Raw genomic sequence first — 16,144 nt, 5'->3', positions numbered from 1 at the left:
GTCCTCGCCCCCGGGTGTGGGCCCCTCACCCCCAAAGTGGGGGCGACGATCCGTTCCTCGCGCCTGGAACCAGACGGTTAGGGTGGGAAAGTACATGTGTCCGAACACGCGCCACCGCCGCCCGGGGAGAGAACGGCGGCGGTCCACGCGGCACGGGCACGGACACGGGGGACAGAACGTCCATGGGGGAGAATTCATTGCGCACCTTGTCACGTCCGAACCGCTCGCCGCGGTCATCCCGTGGGGCCGGGAGGACCACCGGCGCGAGCGCCCACGCCACCGTGGTCCACGGGTGGATCCCCGCGGCGGACCGCTGGATCGCCGTGGACGTCCACGAACCCTCCGAACCCTCCCGCGGGGCCGCCGTGGTGCTGGCCGCCCCTCCCGGCCGGGAGCGGGTCACGATGACCCGCACCGTGGTGCACACCGCCCGCGCGCTCGCCGCTGCCGGTTGGCGTGTGGTGCGCTTCGACTGGTCCGGGACCGGGCAGAGCCCCTCGCTCGAGGACACGTGCGACGCCCGGCTGTGGGCCGAGGACCTGCGCGTGGTGCGCGACTGGGCCGGTGCGGACCAGCCCGTGCGCGGCGTCGCCTTCAGCGTGGCGGGGGCGTACATGGCCGCCGACGAGGACTCCGGGTGGAGCGAGCGCCTCCTGCTCGCGCCCGTGTCCGGCAAGCAGTGGCTGCGCCACCAGAGCGCCCTGCGGCGGATGGCCGGCAAGGACCTGCCGCCCCGGGTCACGGAGGGCACCGAGCTGATGGACCTGCAGCTCTCGGCGGAGGGCGCCGCGGCGGTCAAGGCCGTTCCGGGCCCCGAGCAGGACGCCGCGCGCTGCATCCGTGTGCTCACGGAGGATGCCACCGGGCCCCTGCCCCTGGACGTCCACCCCCGGGTGGCCACCGTGCCGAGCGGCCTCACGGACACCGTCGTCGCGGCCCTCGGGGAGCACGCACCCACGCGCGGCGCCCAGGCCCACGACGCCGCCACGCCCCGTCCCGCGCGGACCATCACCCTGGACGTCCGGGGAACGGACGTGCGGCTCACGCGCACCACGTGCGGCGTGGCCGAGCGCCCCGCCATCATCACCGAACCCGTGGAACGGAGCCCGGAGGCCCCCGGCCTCGCGCTGGTGTCCCCCGGTTCGGACGTCATGGAGGCCGCCGGGGGGCTGTGGCTGCGCACCGCGCTGCTGGCCTCGAGCCGCGGGGCGGTCTGCCTGCTGGCGGAGCGCACGGACACCGGTGAGCTGGTGGACGCGTCCCTCACCCGGGACTCGAACCCCTACGCCCGGCACACGGTGGCCGAGAGCCGGGAGATCGTCACGCAGCTGGCCGCCCTCACGGACGGCCCCCTCACCGCGGCGGGCATCTGCCTGGGTGCGTGGGGTCTCGTGGCCGCCGCACCCGAGCTCCCCGCGGAGGTGACGCGACGGCTCACCCTGCAGGTGGTCAACAACGTGGCGTGGCAGCGCGAACCGTGGCGGTACTGGCGCCAGGGCCTGCGCAGCGGGCCCCTCGCACCCCGGCTGCCGGGCGAGGACTCCCCCACCCCCGTGCCGCAGGACGCGCAGGGCGGCTCCACGCCGACCTCCCGCTCCCTGGCACGCACGCTCGTCTCGCGGGTGGGAACCGTGGGCCGCACCGTGGTGCGGGGCACGCGCGCCAGGGCCCATGACGCCTCACCGCGCGTGAACTCCCTGGCGGCCACCGTGGGCATCATCGACGTTCCCCGGCCCGCGCTGCGTCGGCTCGCACGCATTCCCGGGCTCACCGTCAAGGCGGTGTTCGGTCCCGCCGACGCCGCCCACTGCGGTGTCACGGCCGCCCACCAGGACGCGCGCTCAGCCCTGGTCCTGTTGGAACCGCTCGACCACTCGGTGTTCGCCACCGCCTCCCGGGACACCCTGTGCCGGTACGTGGTGGACGAGGTCTCCACACCGGTGCCCGCGGGACGCTGACCCGAACACGGCCGGGCCCGCGGCCCCGCTCACGGGGTGTCGGGTCCGCCTCCGGTCCGCGCGGGAGGTCAGCGGCCCACCACCACGGGTTCGGTGTCCAGGGCCCGCACGCGGGTTGCCCGCCGCACCGCCTCCGTGACCGCGCCACTCACGGGCAGGTGCACCGTCTCGCCGGGCAGGACGTGCACGTAGCCGTCCTCGGCCGCGGCTGCCCCCTCCCCGCAGGGCCCGTTGACGGGCAGGTCCAGCGCCACGAACCGCGCGAGACCCGCGGCGGTGACCGCGACGCTCCAGGCGTCACCCTCCGTGCACTCCCACCGGGCGGCGAGACCGGGATCCCCGAGACTGTTGCGCCGGGGTCCGCCGCTGAGGTGGGCGTCCCGGGCGAGCACACGGCCGGAGGCATCGAGCAGGACGGCCGAGGCGGCGTCGTACTCCCGCTCCCCGAAGCCGTAGGCGTGGTCGAGGTCCCGGAACGTGCCGTCCGCCAGGTCCGCGCGCAGCCTGAGTTCGCCGTGCGCGGGGACCTCCACCGGAAGGTCGAGCGGCGGCTGGCTGCTGCCGCGGACCGTGGCCACGGTGAGCCGAACGCTCCCGTGCAGCGGCTGCGGGGCGTCGTTGAACACGTGCAGGGCCAGCCCGTCCCCGCCCGCGGGCAGGAAGGACAGGGCCACGGGCGCACACGCCCGGTGCATCCCGTACCAGGCCGCGGTGGGACGCCCGGTCACGTCCAGCACACCCCACCCCGCCCCCGGCGCGGTGGACGCGGCCGAGAGCACGAGCGCACCCCGGCACGCGGAGGACGAGGCACGCCACTGGGTGAAGGTCCGCTGGAACACGTGGGAGAGTGCCGCGCGCTCGTGCTCCAGCAGCCGCTCGTGGTCCCCCAGGACGTCCTGCGGGGCCGGTCGCGCCGGGTGGGCCAGTCCGGCGTCGGGGTCGGAGTCCCGGTCCAGGAAGAGCCGGTGCACGTAGGTCACCGTGGTCTCCTCGAACGTCCACGCCGCCCCGGGGTCGTGGGCCAGACCGCGGCGCCACGCCCCGGCGGACTCCGCCGCGTCCAGCGGTCCCCCGGTGCCGAACTGCGCGCGCACCACGGCGGGCTCGGGCGGCACCGCGAACGCCAGGCACTCGGCGGCGAAGCGCACACCGCGCGTCACCGCGTCCTCCAGCGGGCGGCCGTACGCGCCCACCCCGAAGTAGTGGCACACCCCGTCCGCGGCGTCCACGGGAGAGCGGTCCGGAATCCCCTTCGACGACGCCGCACTGGCCTCCTCCGTGCCTGCGGCGCCGTCCGGGCAAACTCCGTTGTCCGGCTCCACGCCCCCCTCGCGCGCCCGGCGCCGGGCGGCGGCGTGGGCGGCGTGGGCAGTGTCCAGGTGCGCGTCCGAGCACGGTGAGGACGGGACCACCACCACGTCCGCGTCCGCCTCTCCCACGGCGGTGGGGACGTCGTGCAGGACCGCAGCCGGAGCCCACTGGTCGGTGGGCCGCCCCGCGAGCACGGGCGCCTGGATGACCTCGGTGCCGCCCGAGACCACCACCGTGGAGGGGTGCACGGCGAGCCGGGAGGCCAGCGCGCGCACCTCGTCCCGCAGCCCGGCACGCCAGCCCGGCTCGTCCGGCGGGTCCAGGGGGCCGAGGGCCACGTCCTGCCACACCAGGAGTCCCAGCTCGTCGCAGGCCCGGTGGAAGTCCTCGGTCTCGTAGCAGCCGGTGCCCGGGACCCGCACCATCGTGGCGCCGCCGTCCCGCAGGCGTGTGAGGACCGCGCGGAGACGGTCCGCGGGCGCGGCGACCTCGAACGGGTCCGCACCGGTCCACACGGCACCGCGTACGAACAACGGAACACGGTTGATCTCCAGGCCGAGCCCATGGTGCTCGGCATCCCGAGATGCGGCCTCGAGGGTGCGGAACCCCACGGTCGCGGTGTGCTCCACTCCTGCCGCCCGCACGCGCACCCGGTACAGGGGCTGCTCCCCCATGCCGTGGGGCCACCACAGCGCGGGGCGCGGCACGGTGAGTTCGAAGGTGACGGTCCCGGAGCCGTCCACGTCCGCCGGGGAGACGGTGTGCTCGCACGAGACGCCGGCCTCGTCAGCAGCCTGGTCCCCGGACGCGGCGCTCGGCTCGCGGGATCGGGGGTCTGAGAGTGCCCCGGTGACGCCGCCGCTCCCTGTTCTCGTGACGTCGATCTGCACCCGGACCGACGACCCACCGGGGTCCACCGCACCGACGGCACCCGAGGCGTCGTCAGGCCGCTCCGGTGTCTCTGGTGTCGCCGGTGCCGCCGGTGCTTCCGGTGCTTCCGGTGCTTCCGGTGCCGAAGTCTCACGCAGGGCGGCGTCCCGGTTCTTCGAGGATGTCCTGCCCGGGAAAAGGCGCGCCCCGGCGCACCGCACGGTGACCACGCCGTCACCGTTCTCGGCCACGCGGGTGCGCACCGCGACGGGTTCCGCGTGCCGGGAACCGGATGCGGCGGCGTCGTCCGACGCGGCCTCCTGCCATGGCGGCGCCGCGGGGTGGTGGGGCGCGGGCTCAGGGTGCGCGCTCAGCCCGCCCCAGGGACCGAGGACCGGACGGGCGCCGGGCCAGTCGATGGCACCCACGAGCGGCGTGCGGCGCCAGCGCAACGAGCGGTCGGGCACGAGTGGCGAGAGCCAGCGGGCCCGCGGTGTGCGCGGCACGGGCACCGAGGCGAGCGGCAGCAGCCGCAGGACGATCTCGCAGGGACCGGGCGGCAGCTCCACCGTGACGTCCCACGGCAGGAACGCGGTGTTGCAGGCGTGGACCTCGTGACCTGCCACGAGCAGGCGGGCCACGGTGGCCACCCCTGTGGAGGTGAACCGGTGGGGACCGCCCGCGGTGCTCACGCGGGTGCGGTACTCCCACACGGCGTCGGGGCCGGCGGTCTCCAGGATGCGGTCCACGGCCTGCTCGCCGAGGGCGTCGCGCAGGGCCCCGGTCACGGTGCCCGGCACGCGGGCGGTGATGCCCTCGGCGAGCGCGGCACCCCAGGTCGCCGTCGGGCGCTCGCTCGTGGCAGCCCGTCCACCGGCTGGAGCCTGCTCCCCGGGACGAGGACCACCGTGGTGGCATGCGTCGCGCCCCGGGGACGTCGCCTCGCGGGGCGCCTCCGCCCCGGAGGCTGCGGCGTCGAGCGCCACCCCGTCACCCCAGCCGCCCCCGGCAGCGGCACCCACGAGGTGCAGCCGCCACGACGCGCGGGCCAGGACGTCCTGCGCCACGGGAGTCACTCCCCCATGCCCACCGCGTCGCGGACGCACTGCATCCCCGTGTCGTAGCCGGTGACGAACGCCTCCGCGGAGGCGGCCACCCGCGGGGTCCGCCCGCGGGCCGCACGCGCCAGCTGGAACTGCAGGGTCTTCGCCGCGGCGGCGGCGGCGTCCAGGGACTCGGCCGCGACCAGCAGCTGCATCGCGTCGAGATCGCTCGGCCAGCGCTCCGCGCCCTCGGCGAGGTAGCGGCACGCGTGGGCCGCAAGACCCGCCGTGAGACCGGCCTGGCGCGTGGTGGCGAACGAGTACACGTGGAAGTAGTCCATGCCGCGCTCCGCGAGCGCGGGCAGCTCGGCGCGGATCGCCGCCACCAGCCGCTGCGCGGGACTCGTGGCCGGAGCCCTGCGGACGTGCGCCCGCACCAGCCCCGTGGCGCACTGCCACAGCTCGCGCGGCTCGAGCCGCTTCACGTCCTGCGTGCGCACGAGCTCCACGTACGGGAACGGCACCAGGCCGGAGCGGGCCCCCGGGCCCAACGTGTTCTCCAGGTCCTCCCCGGAGAGGACGTGCACGCCGTCGTTGTGCAGGTAGACCAGCTCCCGTGCCACCGGGTCCAGGCGCAGCGGCACGATGGAGGTCTTGGTGTGGCTCGTGCGGTAGGACACGCCCGCGGTGTCCGGGAGGTGGAACGCGTCCACCTCCACCACCAGCGCGTCCCCCCGGGACATGGCGCACTGCAGGTGTTCGCCCAGGGGCCGCCACGTGTCGTACTCGCCCAGCGTCAGCCCGTAGAGCACCTCGATGTCCTCCTGGCGAGGCTTCAGGAACTCCCACTGGTCCCCCAGGAAGTCCGCGCTGAACGCGGCCCCCAGCATGGGGACCGGGTCCAGGCCGAGGACCGTGGTGAGCCCGATCCACACGTCCATGTAGCAGTTGGTGGGTGACCACGGTTCCGCCGGATCGTGCAGCACGGAGCGGGGTGCGTCCACCGCGGTGAGCGACTCGCACCCCCGCACGGCCAGGACCTCGGTGCCGAACGGTGCGTCGGCGAGCTCCTGTCCCGCCGCGCCACCGCGGTTCTCGGTGAGCGTGGTCATGACAGACCCAGCTCCTGGCGCACGGCGGCCGGCCACGCGGCGACGTCGAACCCGTGCTGCGCGGCGAGCGCCAGGGCCACGCGCTCCAGGCCGAAGCCGAAGCACGCGGAGTGGGCCACGGCGCCGTCGGCGGTGTGCATGTGGAAGGCCTCGCCGAAGTGGTCCTCGTGCAGGTTCGCGGAGGCGATGGCCGTGGGGTGGCCCGGGTAGACCTCCGTGAGGATCTCGAACTTCAGCTGCGCCTCGCGCTGCCCGGCGCTGAGCAGCTTGCCCGCGCGGCCGAAGAACGGGTCGTTCGCGGTGTCCGCCTCGACCGTGAGACCCAGCGCGCGCAGCAGGTCGGTGCCCGCCGCGAGCCACGTCTCGCGGTGCTCCCGGGCCTCGGCTGGGGTGCCCAGGCGCACGGCCTCGAACATCCGGAACGTCACGAAGCGCATGGGGTCCGGGCTGGGCTCGTGGCGGTAGCACTCGCCCGTGAGCTCGAAGACGGTGCCGTCCACCTGCGAGCCCTCGAGGTACGCGTACAGCGGGTGGCACACCGCCGGGACCAGGGCGTGGCCCGCCGGGGCGAGCTCGCCCGACCAGTCGCCGCCGTCCTCGAACATGGCGAGCAGCTTGCGGTGCACCGTGTTGTCCCCCTCGAACGCGGAGATGGTGCCCAGCAGCTGCGGGAAGGAGGCCACGTAGTCGGTGCGCTCCAGCAGCCGCGTGCCGTTGACCGGTGGGAAGCGCAGTCGGCGGGTCCCCACCTCGGGGGAGAGCTCCGCGGCGATCCGCCGTGCAGCGGAGGCGATGCCCTGCACCACGTCCTCGGCCTGCGGGCCGAGCCCCGTCACACCGTCGCCCAGGGTGGGCAGCAGCCAGTCGTTGGCCTCGAGCCCGGCACGGAACGTGTCCTGCTGGGTGGCGAGGTCCTGGTGGGTGTCCATGATGGTCATCGTTGTCCCCTCGAGACGAGTTGCATGGTGGCGGTGTGCTGCAGGATGCGGTCGTTGTTGACCATGAGCGAGGGCCCGATGCTGTCCCGGTACAGCCGGGCCAGGCTCACGGGCGAGCGGTTCGCGAACCCGGTGATCCCCACGATCACCAGGGCGTCCCCCACGATCCGCCGCACGGCCTCCGCCCCGGAGACCTTCAGCGTGTTCATGGCGATCGCGAACTGCATGGACTCGCACGCGGCGGGATCGTCGTACGCGGCCTCGTAGCGGGCCACGGAGGAGCGCACCACGTCCGTCATGGCCTGCAGCTGGACCTCCAGCTCGGCCAGGCGCAGGGCCGACGGCGGTGTGGTCCCCGGGGTCTTGCGCGCGGCCTTCTGCACCACGGAACGGGCGGTCAGCCCGGCCTGGGTGGCCATGCCGAGCCACGCGGAGGCCCACAGGCAGTGGGCGCCCGGCAGCATGGTCTGCGCGGAGATGGTCTCGAACAGGGTCTCGAACATGGCGTCCGCACGCGTGGTGGCGTCCAGTTCGAAGGACTCGGAGCACGTGCCCCGCATGCCCAGGGCGTCCCAGCCCCGTTGGCGCTCCAGCTCCAGGTGGGCGGCCTCCACCACCAGAAGCACCTGGTCGCTCGACGCCGCGTCCTCGCTCGCGCGCGCCGTCACCAGGATCGCGTCCGCGTACGCGCCGTAGGAGATCACGGGGCAGGTCTTGTGCAGGTGCACGCGGCCGTCCCCGATGGGGCGCACCGCGCACGTGGAGGTGCGGGTGTCGCCGCCGATGTTCACCTCGGTGGTGGCCGAGGCCAGCAGCAGCCCCTCGGTGGCCACCCGTCGTGTGAACTCGCGCAGGTACTCGGTGTCCGCGTGCCGGGTCAGGCACAGCGTCTGGGAATGGTGCATGGCCAGGATCATCGCGGTGGACGTGCACTCGCGGCCCACGCGCTCCAGCATGCGGCACAGCTCGGTGATGCTGTAGCCCAGCCCGCCGTCCGCCTCGCTCACGGGAGCGGCCAGCAGGCCCTGGGCGCGGGCCTCGTCGATCGCCTCCCGCGGGAAGCGGCCCTCCTCGTCCACGGACTCGGCGTGCTCGCGGGCCACACGGGCCACTGCCTCCGCGCGGGCGGCATTGCGCTCGACGCGGTCCTCGGGCGTGTCCTGTGCACGGGGTGCCTCTGTCAGCACGGTGGACTCAGTCATTCCGGATCGCCTCCACGGCCTCGGTGATGGACTGGACGGACGTGAAAGTGGCCTTGGTCAGGCGCTCCTCGGGGAACTCGATGTCGAACTCGTCCTCGAGGCCGAGCATCACGTTCACGGAAGCGTGGGAGGTCATGCCCGCGCGGTACAGGTCCGCGTCCACGGCAATGCTGTGGGCGTCCTCGGAGAGCTTCCCCTGGTCCGCCAGAACGGAACGGACGGTGGTCTCGACAGCGGTGGAATCCATGGTGTGAACCTCTTTCGGTTGATCTGGTGGTCTTCTGGTGTCGTGTGTTTTCTCGGGTGGAGCACGCCGGTGGCCTGTCCAGCAGGTCTAGGGGTTGCCCGCCGCTCCCGCCCCGCACGAGAGCTCGGTGTCGGTCGACGCCCCGGCATCCGTGTCGTCGCCGGGGGACTCGGTGGCCACGGCCACTGCCATGGCGAAAGGGCCGTCGTGCGAGATGCTCACGCTCCACCCCTCGAGCCCCGCCTGCCGGGCCAGCCGCTGCGCGGTTCCCCGCAGCTGCACCCTGGGTTCGCCCCCCGGTCCCGAGCGGATCAGGATGTGGGGCCACGGCACGGCGTCGTCCGGCTCCGGACGGAGGACCTTCAGGACGGCCTCCTTGGCCGCGAACCTGCCCGCCACGGACTCCGGGGCCGGCATCCCGGCGCCCCCGCCGGTGAGGTCCTGGACCTCCTCAGGTGCACAGACCGCCCGGAGGTACCGCCGCCCCCGGTGCGCGAGGGCCTGTGCCACGGGTGCCACGGCCTGCAGGTCGCACCCCACCCGGGCCGTCATGACGAGGACCCGGACGTCACATCCTTGAACTCCGGGGCCACGGAGGGGCGGGCGGACGTGGGCTTGATGCCCGTCCGCTGGGCCCAGCGGCCGAGGGCCACGACGGCGGCCGGGCTCCAGCACTCGAAGATGTGGCCGCCGTCGCAGTCACCCACCCTGCCGTATTCCGTGTACTGGTGGGGGATCCCCTGCGAGTCGAGTTCTCGGGCGAACGTGGCCGTCGTGTCGCGCAGCGCGGGTTCGATGTCTCCCTCCTGGCCGTTGCCCCGGCCCGCGAACAACTGCACGTGGACGTCCTTGAGCCTGGGACTCTGCGTGAGAGGGTCGTGCGCCTGCCACTGCTCCTGGGTGGTGGTCCGACCGTCCCCGAACACCGCGTCCGGCTCGCCCGTGGCCTGCCGTGAGGCCTCCACCAGGTTGTTCTTCGCCGCGTCCGAGGAGAGGTCCAGGAGGCCGGAGAGGCTGATGGCCTCCCCGAAGAGGTCAGGACGCTCCTCGGCATAGCGGATCGCCCCGTAGCCGCCCATCGAATTGCCCAGGATCACCCGGTGGTCCCTGTCCGCGGCGGTGGGCAGGTGCGAGTCGACCCACGGCAGCATCTCCTTCACGTGGAACGACTCCCAATTCTGGGTCACTGCATCCTGCGTGGCCCAGTCCGTGTACCAGCCCTGCTGCCCGCCGCTCATGATCACCGTGATCACCGGCAGGCCCTGGGTCACCTGTTCGGCCTTTCCCGTCTCGTACCACTGCAGCGCCGAGGCATCCGGCGAGCTGCTTCCGGGCAGCATGTAGACCACCGGGTACTTCTTCGACGGATCGAAGTTCTCGGGAGCGATGACGACCACGGACTTGCGGCCACCCAGTGCATCCGGGGACACGGCGTCCGTCTCGACCGTCAGGTCCACGGCCCGCTCGGACAGGCTCCACGCGCCGGTCACGGTGATGCCGTGGTCCTCCTGGCGCAAGGCCTCCGGGTCCGCGAATCCGGCGTTCTTCACTGCCTGGCTGTCGAACGTCGCTCCGGATCCGGAGCCGCCCCCGTTCGAACCGCCCCCCATGCCGCACCCGGTGACCAGGCTCACGACCAGGAGCCCCGTGGCGAGCCCGCGCAGGGTCGCAGCCCGGGGCCCCGCGGACCCGCCGGCATACTCTCTCATGCGGCGCACTGCGCCACCTCCTCTGCCGGGTACTGGCTCAGTCCGAGCGCGGCGTCGACGATCTGCAGCGCGGTCAGCCGCGAGGCGTATGCCTGCAGGGAGTGGTCCAGGGCCGGGACGTGGGCCACCTTGATGCGGCGCCCCTGCCGCCACAGCCGGGCGAGACCCTCATCCCCGCGCTCCTGCTGGAAGAGCAGCCCGTCCTCCGGGCCGAAGTAGAAGGCCACCTCGGCACCCCGAGAGGCGTACTCCATGACCACCTCGGGCACGTTGGGGATGTTCCGCCGGCCGAGGACGAGCCACAGGAGGTACGGCATGCGGCGGCGCACCTTGTCCTTCGCGCGGGTGCGCCAGCCTGCGTTGACCTCCACGTCGCTCATGGTCCGCAGCTGCTCCAGCACGGCGTCCACGTCCCAGTTGCGGTAGAGCTTGTCGTAGTACCCCTCGCCCGCGCGCCAGGCCACGTTGTTGAGCACCACCCGGCTGGTCATGGCGCTCGTGGGCGGAGCCATGGCCACGAGCCAGCCCCCCACGCAGAGTCCCGCGCCCGTGACGTTCTCCCCCGTGCGCTCACGGAGCCAGGTGGCCCCGAGGTCCAGGTCCGCCACGCCCACGCCGGTGTAGGGGTTGATGTCCTTGACCTCGTCCAGTCCGGCCCCGTCACCGCAGTGGTGGCGCTCGATGCGCATCGCGGGGACGCCTCGGGCGGCGAGCCGGCGGGCCTGGACCGCCCACAGGCCGGTGGGACCGTCCTTCGGATCAGCCGAGGGCGGGGCGAGCAGAGCAGCTCCCGCGCCCGTGCCGTGACGCCCCACGGGGTGGGTGTAGGACGCGGGCATGCGGTCCGGGCCCAGCTCCAGCAGCTCCTCCTCCACGTCCACGCCGAACTCGGCCACGTGGAAGCGGGCCGAGGTGACGGGCTCCCAGCTGCTGACGTCCACCCACTCGCCACGCTGGGCCGTGGTGGGTGCGCTGTTCTCGAGCCGTCCGACGAGCGCGGCTATGGCGGGCGGCGAGGCCTTGGCGTAGATGGCGGCCACACCGTAGAGCTTCTTCGCCACGGAACGGTCCTCCTCGCGGACCGGCACCAGTCCCGGCGTCGTGAGCTTGCGGGGATCCGGAAGCGCGCGGATGGCGGCCGCCTCGGCATCCGAGAAGTGTGCCCCGCCGATCTCCACGCCGTCCTCCGCCACGGGAGGCAGGTCCAGGCCGCTCGCGCGGCGCAGCCCCGTGTACTGGCGCATGTAGACGGCGCCGGAGACCGGCTCCCACAGCGCCCGCCGGTCGAACCGTAGCTCCGAGGTGGCCAGCACAGCCGCACCGATCCGCAGCCCGATCCCGTGAACGGGGAGCTCGGGGCCCACCAGGTCCCGCGCCGTGCGGTGTGCCAGGGCGAGGTCCCGGTGCCACACGGCCACGGGGTCGCTGCCGGCGGGCCGTTCACCGGACTCGGACGTCCCGCTCCAGGCGAGCCGGATCACCCGCCACCCCCGTTCGGCAGCACGCGCGGCCACGAGCCGCATGCTGCGGTGGCTCACCACCTCCTCGCGCGCCAGTGCGGGGGCAATGACCACCGCACCACGAACTCGATTGTCCGGGGGACCGTGGAGCCACGCATGAATGGTGTGGTCGTCCCCCGTCAGAAAACTTGCCTGCCCGGCACTACGCATGAATTCTCCCCAGTCCCACTCAGGGGGCACCTCAGCCGTGCCCCATCGCCTCGTTCCCACCTCTCGGCGAGCTCTCCCCCGCGTGCACGTTGCTCGTCACCGCCCACGGCGACGTGCCTCCAGACCCCGCGTTCCCCCGCGGAAGTCGTGCGGCTTTGCACTCACAAATCATAGCCCGACGCATCGAAAAGTCACCCGTGCCGCACGTCCCCCAATGTGTGGTTTTACATTTGTGCGACTGTTTTTCCGGCTCCGACGTGCGCTTTCGCCTGCTTGTACCTATATGGGCCCACACAGATTTGTCATCATTCTTGCGACACACCGGATGCGGCGTGATTATGATGGCAAACGTCGCACGGCGCGGGAGAGAAGTCGGCGGCACGTTCTGCATTCCCGATGAATCACGGGGAATGACCGCGGGTCTGGGGAGGCCCGTGGCAACTGGGGGAAGCCGGGGCACAGCCCCGCTTTCATGGGGGAGGAGACAGCGTGGCACCACGCATCCTGATCGTCGGGCTCAACTACTCGCCGGAGCACACGGGCATCGCCCCGTACACGGCCGGCATGGCACGCGCGCTGCGCGAGGTCGGCTGGGACACGGAGGTCATCACGGGCCTGCCGCACTATCCGCAGTGGCAGGTGCGCGAGGGCTACGAGCACAGTGGCGGCCGCCGGGAGGCGATCGACGGCGTTCCCGTCCTGCGCGTCGGCCACCCCGTGCCGCACGATGCCGGGCAGATCCGTCGGCTGGGCATGGAGATCGTCTTCGGGCTGCGCACGGTCACCGCACCGTGGGGCAAGCCCGACGTCGTGGTGGTCATCACGCCGGCCCTCTTCGCCTCTGCCATCGTCAGGGTGCGGGCGGCACTGACACGCACCCCCGTGATCGCGTGGGTCCACGACATCTACACCGCGGGCCTGTCCGAGACGGGCGCGGCCAAGGGCCCCGTGACCCGCGTGATGCGCGCCGTGGAGGGGACCTTCCTGCGCTCCTGCGAAGGCGTCGTCGTGATCCACGACCGGTTCTCCGACTACCTGCGCCGTCACATGGGCGTGGCGGGCGAGCGCATCACCACGGTGCGCAACTGGACCCACATCGCCGAGTCGCCCGCTGTGGACACGGACGCGCTGCGCCGCCGCTTCGGGTGGGCTCCCGAGGACGTGGTGGTGCTGCACACCGGCAACATGGGGGCCAAGCAGGACCTCGCGAACGTCGCCGCCGCCGCGCGGGTGGCCGAGCGCGACGGCGCCCCGCTGCGCTTCGTACTCGTGGGCGGCGGGCACCAGCGCCCCCAGCTCCAGGAGCTCGCCTCCCGCACCCCGCGGTTCGAGGTGCTGCCCAGCGTGGACGACGACACCTACGCGGGCCTGCTGCGCGCCGCGGACATCCTGCTGGTCAACGAGCGTCCCGGTCTGACCGAGATGTGCGTGCCCAGCAAACTCACCAGCTACTTCACGGCGGACCGCCCGGTCCTGGCGGCCGTGGAGGCGCAGAGCCCCTCCGCGGCGGAGCTCACGGCCGCGGACGCCGGGATCCGCGTGGAACCGGGGGACCCCGAGGCCCTGGTGGCCGGGGCCGTGTCCCTCCACGAGGAGTGGATCACCACTGGGGGAGCCACTCACCGCGGCGGTCGTCGCTACGTGCGGGAGGTGCTCAGCCGTGGCGCAGCCGTGCGCTCGTTCGTCTCCGCGCTGCACAAGCTGCGGCCCGTCGCCGCCGAACGGCGCGAACCCGCGGCCGCCCATTCCTGACACACCGATTCACCAGGGGAGAGAACACCATGACCAAGAAGGCACTCATCACGGGCATCACCGGCCAGGACGGCTCCTATCTCGCGGAGCTGCTGCTGTCCAAGGGCTACGAGGTCCACGGTCTGATCCGCCGTGCGTCCACGTTCAACACCACGCGGATCGACCACCTCTACCAGGACCCGCACAATCCGGACGCACAGATGTTCCTGCACTACGGGGACCTCTCGGACGCCGCGCGTCTGGTCACGCTGCTGGGTGAGATCGACCCGGACGAGGTCTACAACCTGGCGGCGCAGTCCCACGTGCGCGTGTCCTTCGACGAGCCCGAGCACACCGGCAACACCACCGGGCTGGGCACGGTGCGTCTGCTGGAGGCCGTGCGCCGCGCGGGCGTGAAGTGCCGCTTCTACCAGGCCTCCACGTCCGAGCTGTTCGGTGCCACTCCGCCGCCGCAGAACGAGGACACCCCGTTCTACCCGCGGTCCCCGTACGGCGCGGCCAAGATCTACTCCTACTGGATCACCAAGAACTACCGCGAGGCCTACGACATGTTCGCGGTGAACGGCATCCTCTTCAACCACGAGTCCCCGCGCCGCGGCGAGACGTTCGTGACCCGCAAGATCACCCGCGCCGTCGCGGCGATCGCGGCGGGCAAGCAGGAGCACCTGTACATGGGCAACCTGGACGCGATCCGCGACTGGGGCTACGCCGCGGAGTACGTGGAGGGCATGTGGCGCATGCTGCAGGTGGACGAGCCGGAGGACTTCGTGCTCGCCACCGGGTGCCCCAGCACCGTGCGGGAGTTCCTCGAGACCGCCTTCGAGCACGCCGGGCTGGACTGGGAGAAGCACGTGCGCTTCGACGAGCGCTACCTGCGCCCCACCGAGGTGGACGCCCTGATCGGCGATCCCTCCAAGGCCGAGGAGAAGCTCGGCTGGAAGGCCACCGTGCACGCACCCGAGCTCGCGCGCATCATGGTGGACGCGGACCGCGCCGCGCTCGAGTGCGCCGGCACCCCGTGGATCGACACCGTCTCCCAGCACATCTGGGCCCCGGAGCACGCCGCATGAGGAGCGAGATGCACACCGACGAGCACCTGGGCGCCCCTGCTCCCAACGCCCGGTGGCCGCGCACCGTGAGCGACCCGGCCGACGCTCGCACCACGGACGGGGTGGTCTACTCGCCCGCGGAGCTGGACCGCGCCGCCCCGTTCTACGTGGCAGGGCACCGCGGGCTCGTGGGCTCCGCCGTCTGGCGGCACCTGGAGTCCCAGGGGTTCGAGAACCTGGTCGGGGCCACGTCCAAGGAGCTGGACCTGCGGGACCGCGAGGCCGTGGAGGCCTTCATGGCCGAGCACCGGCCCCGCTACATGGTGCTCGCTGCGGCGAAGGTCGGAGGCATCGGGGCCAACAGCACCCGCCCGGTGGACTTCCTCTCGGACAACCTGCGCATCCAGCTCAACCTCCTGGACGCCGCCCGCGCGGTGGAGGTGGAACGTTCCCTGTTCCTGGGCTCGTCCTGCATCTACCCCAAGCTCGCGGAGCAGCCGCTGCGGGAGGACGCCCTGCTCACCGGCTATCTGGAGCCCACGAACGACGCGTACGCGATCGCCAAGATCGCCGGCATCCTGCACGTCCAGTCGGTGCGCCGCCAGTACGGGCTGCCCTGGATCTCGGCCATGCCCACCAACCTGTACGGCCCCGGGGACAACTTCTCCCCCACCGGCTCGCACGTGCTGCCGGCCATGATCCGCCGCTACGACGAGGCCGTGCGCAACGGTGACGAGGAGATCGTGAACTGGGGCTCCGGCTCACCGCGCCGCGAGTTCCTGCACGTGGACGACCTCGCGGCAGCCTGCCTGTTCCTCATGGAGCACTACGACGGGCCGCAGCAGGTGAACGTGGGCACGGGAGAGGACCTGACCATCAGGGAACTCGCCGATCTCGTGGCCACGGCCACCGGGTACCAGGGGGTCACCCGGTGGGACGCCTCCAAGCCTGACGGCACCCCGCGCAAACTCATGGACGTCTCGCACCTGAGCTCTCTCGGGTGGTCCGCGTCCATCGACCTCCCCACGGGTCTCGACGACGCCGTGGCCTGGTACCGCGCGCACCGCGAGTCCGCGCGGGGTTGACCCTCCGGACGCCTGTGGCGGACGCACCCACGCACGACGACGGCGGGTGGCCTCGAAACGAGGTCACCCGCCGTCGTCGTGCCGTTCCCGCCGGGGCGAGGACCGTGAGCCGTCGGAGGCGGGGGCCGCGGGACGTGGCTGGCCGCACAGCACTCCTCCGTCCGTTCGGGCGGACAACGAAGACATGGACGACTGCGG

General features: G+C 72.7%; 12 protein-coding genes. 4 read left to right on the top strand and 8 right to left on the bottom strand.

Annotation, left to right across the window (positions count from 1 at the left end; translation table 11 throughout):
* The first annotated feature begins 206 nt into the window (after positions 1-206).
* Positions 207-1,958 (top strand): alpha/beta hydrolase family protein, encoded by a 1,752-nt coding sequence (locus tag CWC38_RS04285; RefSeq protein ID WP_240625043.1) that lies wholly within the window; start codon positions 207-209, stop codon positions 1,956-1,958.
* 68 nt (positions 1,959-2,026) lie between these two features.
* Here CWC38_RS04285 and CWC38_RS04280 read toward each other — a convergent pair whose 3' ends face one another.
* The 8 genes from CWC38_RS04280 to CWC38_RS04245 form a co-directional block, all read right to left on the bottom strand.
* Complete coding sequence (locus tag CWC38_RS04280) at positions 2,027-5,206, bottom strand: glycoside hydrolase family 2 protein (protein WP_240625042.1); 3,180 nt, start codon at positions 5,204-5,206, stop codon at positions 2,027-2,029.
* Positions 5,207-5,211: 5 nt separating this feature from the next.
* Positions 5,212-6,294 (bottom strand): DUF1839 family protein, encoded by a 1,083-nt coding sequence (locus CWC38_RS04275; RefSeq protein ID WP_121845586.1) that lies wholly within the window; start codon positions 6,292-6,294, stop codon positions 5,212-5,214.
* Positions 6,291-7,232, bottom strand: a complete 942-nt coding sequence (locus CWC38_RS04270; protein ID WP_121845585.1) for a class-II aminoacyl-tRNA synthetase family protein — start codon at positions 7,230-7,232, stop codon at positions 6,291-6,293. The genes CWC38_RS04275 and CWC38_RS04270 overlap by 4 nt, the downstream gene beginning before the upstream one ends.
* Positions 7,229-8,434 (bottom strand): acyl-CoA dehydrogenase family protein, encoded by a 1,206-nt coding sequence (locus CWC38_RS04265; RefSeq protein ID WP_121845584.1) that lies wholly within the window; start codon positions 8,432-8,434, stop codon positions 7,229-7,231. Before CWC38_RS04265 ends, CWC38_RS04270 begins: the two co-directional genes overlap by 4 nt.
* Positions 8,427-8,681 carry an acyl carrier protein gene (locus CWC38_RS04260; protein ID WP_121845583.1) on the bottom strand — a complete coding sequence of 85 codons (255 nt, stop codon included), beginning with the start codon at positions 8,679-8,681 and terminating at the stop codon, positions 8,427-8,429. The genes CWC38_RS04265 and CWC38_RS04260 overlap by 8 nt, the downstream gene beginning before the upstream one ends.
* Positions 8,682-8,768: 87 nt before the next feature.
* Positions 8,769-9,233, bottom strand: a complete 465-nt coding sequence (locus CWC38_RS04255) for a holo-ACP synthase (protein ID WP_121845582.1) — start codon at positions 9,231-9,233, stop codon at positions 8,769-8,771.
* Complete coding sequence (locus CWC38_RS04250; protein ID WP_121845589.1) at positions 9,230-10,390, bottom strand: alpha/beta hydrolase; 1,161 nt, start codon at positions 10,388-10,390, stop codon at positions 9,230-9,232. The genes CWC38_RS04255 and CWC38_RS04250 overlap by 4 nt, the downstream gene beginning before the upstream one ends.
* Positions 10,387-12,060: an alpha/beta hydrolase family protein gene (locus CWC38_RS04245; RefSeq protein WP_240625041.1), complete on the bottom strand. Its 1,674-nt coding sequence runs from the start codon at positions 12,058-12,060 to the stop codon at positions 10,387-10,389. The genes CWC38_RS04250 and CWC38_RS04245 overlap by 4 nt, the downstream gene beginning before the upstream one ends.
* Positions 12,061-12,549: 489 nt before the next feature.
* Between CWC38_RS04245 and CWC38_RS04240 the strand changes: the two genes are divergently transcribed.
* The 3 genes from CWC38_RS04240 to CWC38_RS04230 are packed head-to-tail and all read left to right on the top strand — an operon-like array spanning position 12,550 to position 15,946.
* Positions 12,550-13,812, top strand: a complete 1,263-nt coding sequence (locus CWC38_RS04240; protein WP_121845580.1) for a glycosyltransferase family 4 protein — start codon at positions 12,550-12,552, stop codon at positions 13,810-13,812.
* A 29-nt stretch (positions 13,813-13,841) separates the two neighbouring features.
* Positions 13,842-14,882 carry a GDP-mannose 4,6-dehydratase gene (gene gmd / locus CWC38_RS04235; protein ID WP_121845579.1) on the top strand — a complete coding sequence of 347 codons (1,041 nt, stop codon included), beginning with the start codon at positions 13,842-13,844 and terminating at the stop codon, positions 14,880-14,882.
* Between the two features lie 8 nt (positions 14,883-14,890).
* Complete coding sequence (locus CWC38_RS04230; protein ID WP_206059852.1) at positions 14,891-15,946, top strand: GDP-L-fucose synthase family protein; 1,056 nt, start codon at positions 14,891-14,893, stop codon at positions 15,944-15,946.
* The last annotated feature ends 198 nt before the right edge of the window (positions 15,947-16,144 follow it).

Origin of the sequence: Kocuria tytonicola (assembly GCF_003687455.1) — a bacterium.
In the GTDB taxonomy this organism is placed as follows: Bacteria; Actinomycetota; Actinomycetes; order Actinomycetales; family Micrococcaceae; genus Kocuria; species Kocuria tytonicola.
The sequence above is the reverse complement of the archived record's forward strand: the minus strand, read 5'-3'. Positions and strand labels throughout refer to the sequence as shown.

Bases quoted from the DNA above. Each gene is read 5' to 3' on its own strand.
- CWC38_RS04230 (WP_206059852.1), top strand. From the start codon at position 14,891: ATGCACACCGACGAGCACCTGGGCGCCCCTGCTCCCAACGCCCGGTGG.
- gmd (WP_121845579.1), top strand. From the start codon at position 13,842: ATGACCAAGAAGGCACTCATCACGGGCATCACCGGCCAGGACGGCTCC.
- CWC38_RS04250 (WP_121845589.1), bottom strand. From the start codon at position 10,390: ATGAGAGAGTATGCCGGCGGGTCCGCGGGGCCCCGGGCTGCGACCCTG.
- CWC38_RS04255 (WP_121845582.1), bottom strand. From the start codon at position 9,233: ATGACGGCCCGGGTGGGGTGCGACCTGCAGGCCGTGGCACCCGTGGCA.
- CWC38_RS04265 (WP_121845584.1), bottom strand. From the start codon at position 8,434: ATGACTGAGTCCACCGTGCTGACAGAGGCACCCCGTGCACAGGACACG.
- CWC38_RS04245 (WP_240625041.1), bottom strand. From the start codon at position 12,060: ATGCGTAGTGCCGGGCAGGCAAGTTTTCTGACGGGGGACGACCACACC.
- CWC38_RS04260 (WP_121845583.1), bottom strand. From the start codon at position 8,681: ATGGATTCCACCGCTGTCGAGACCACCGTCCGTTCCGTTCTGGCGGAC.
- CWC38_RS04275 (WP_121845586.1), bottom strand. From the start codon at position 6,294: ATGACCACGCTCACCGAGAACCGCGGTGGCGCGGCGGGACAGGAGCTC.
- CWC38_RS04270 (WP_121845585.1), bottom strand. From the start codon at position 7,232: ATGACCATCATGGACACCCACCAGGACCTCGCCACCCAGCAGGACACG.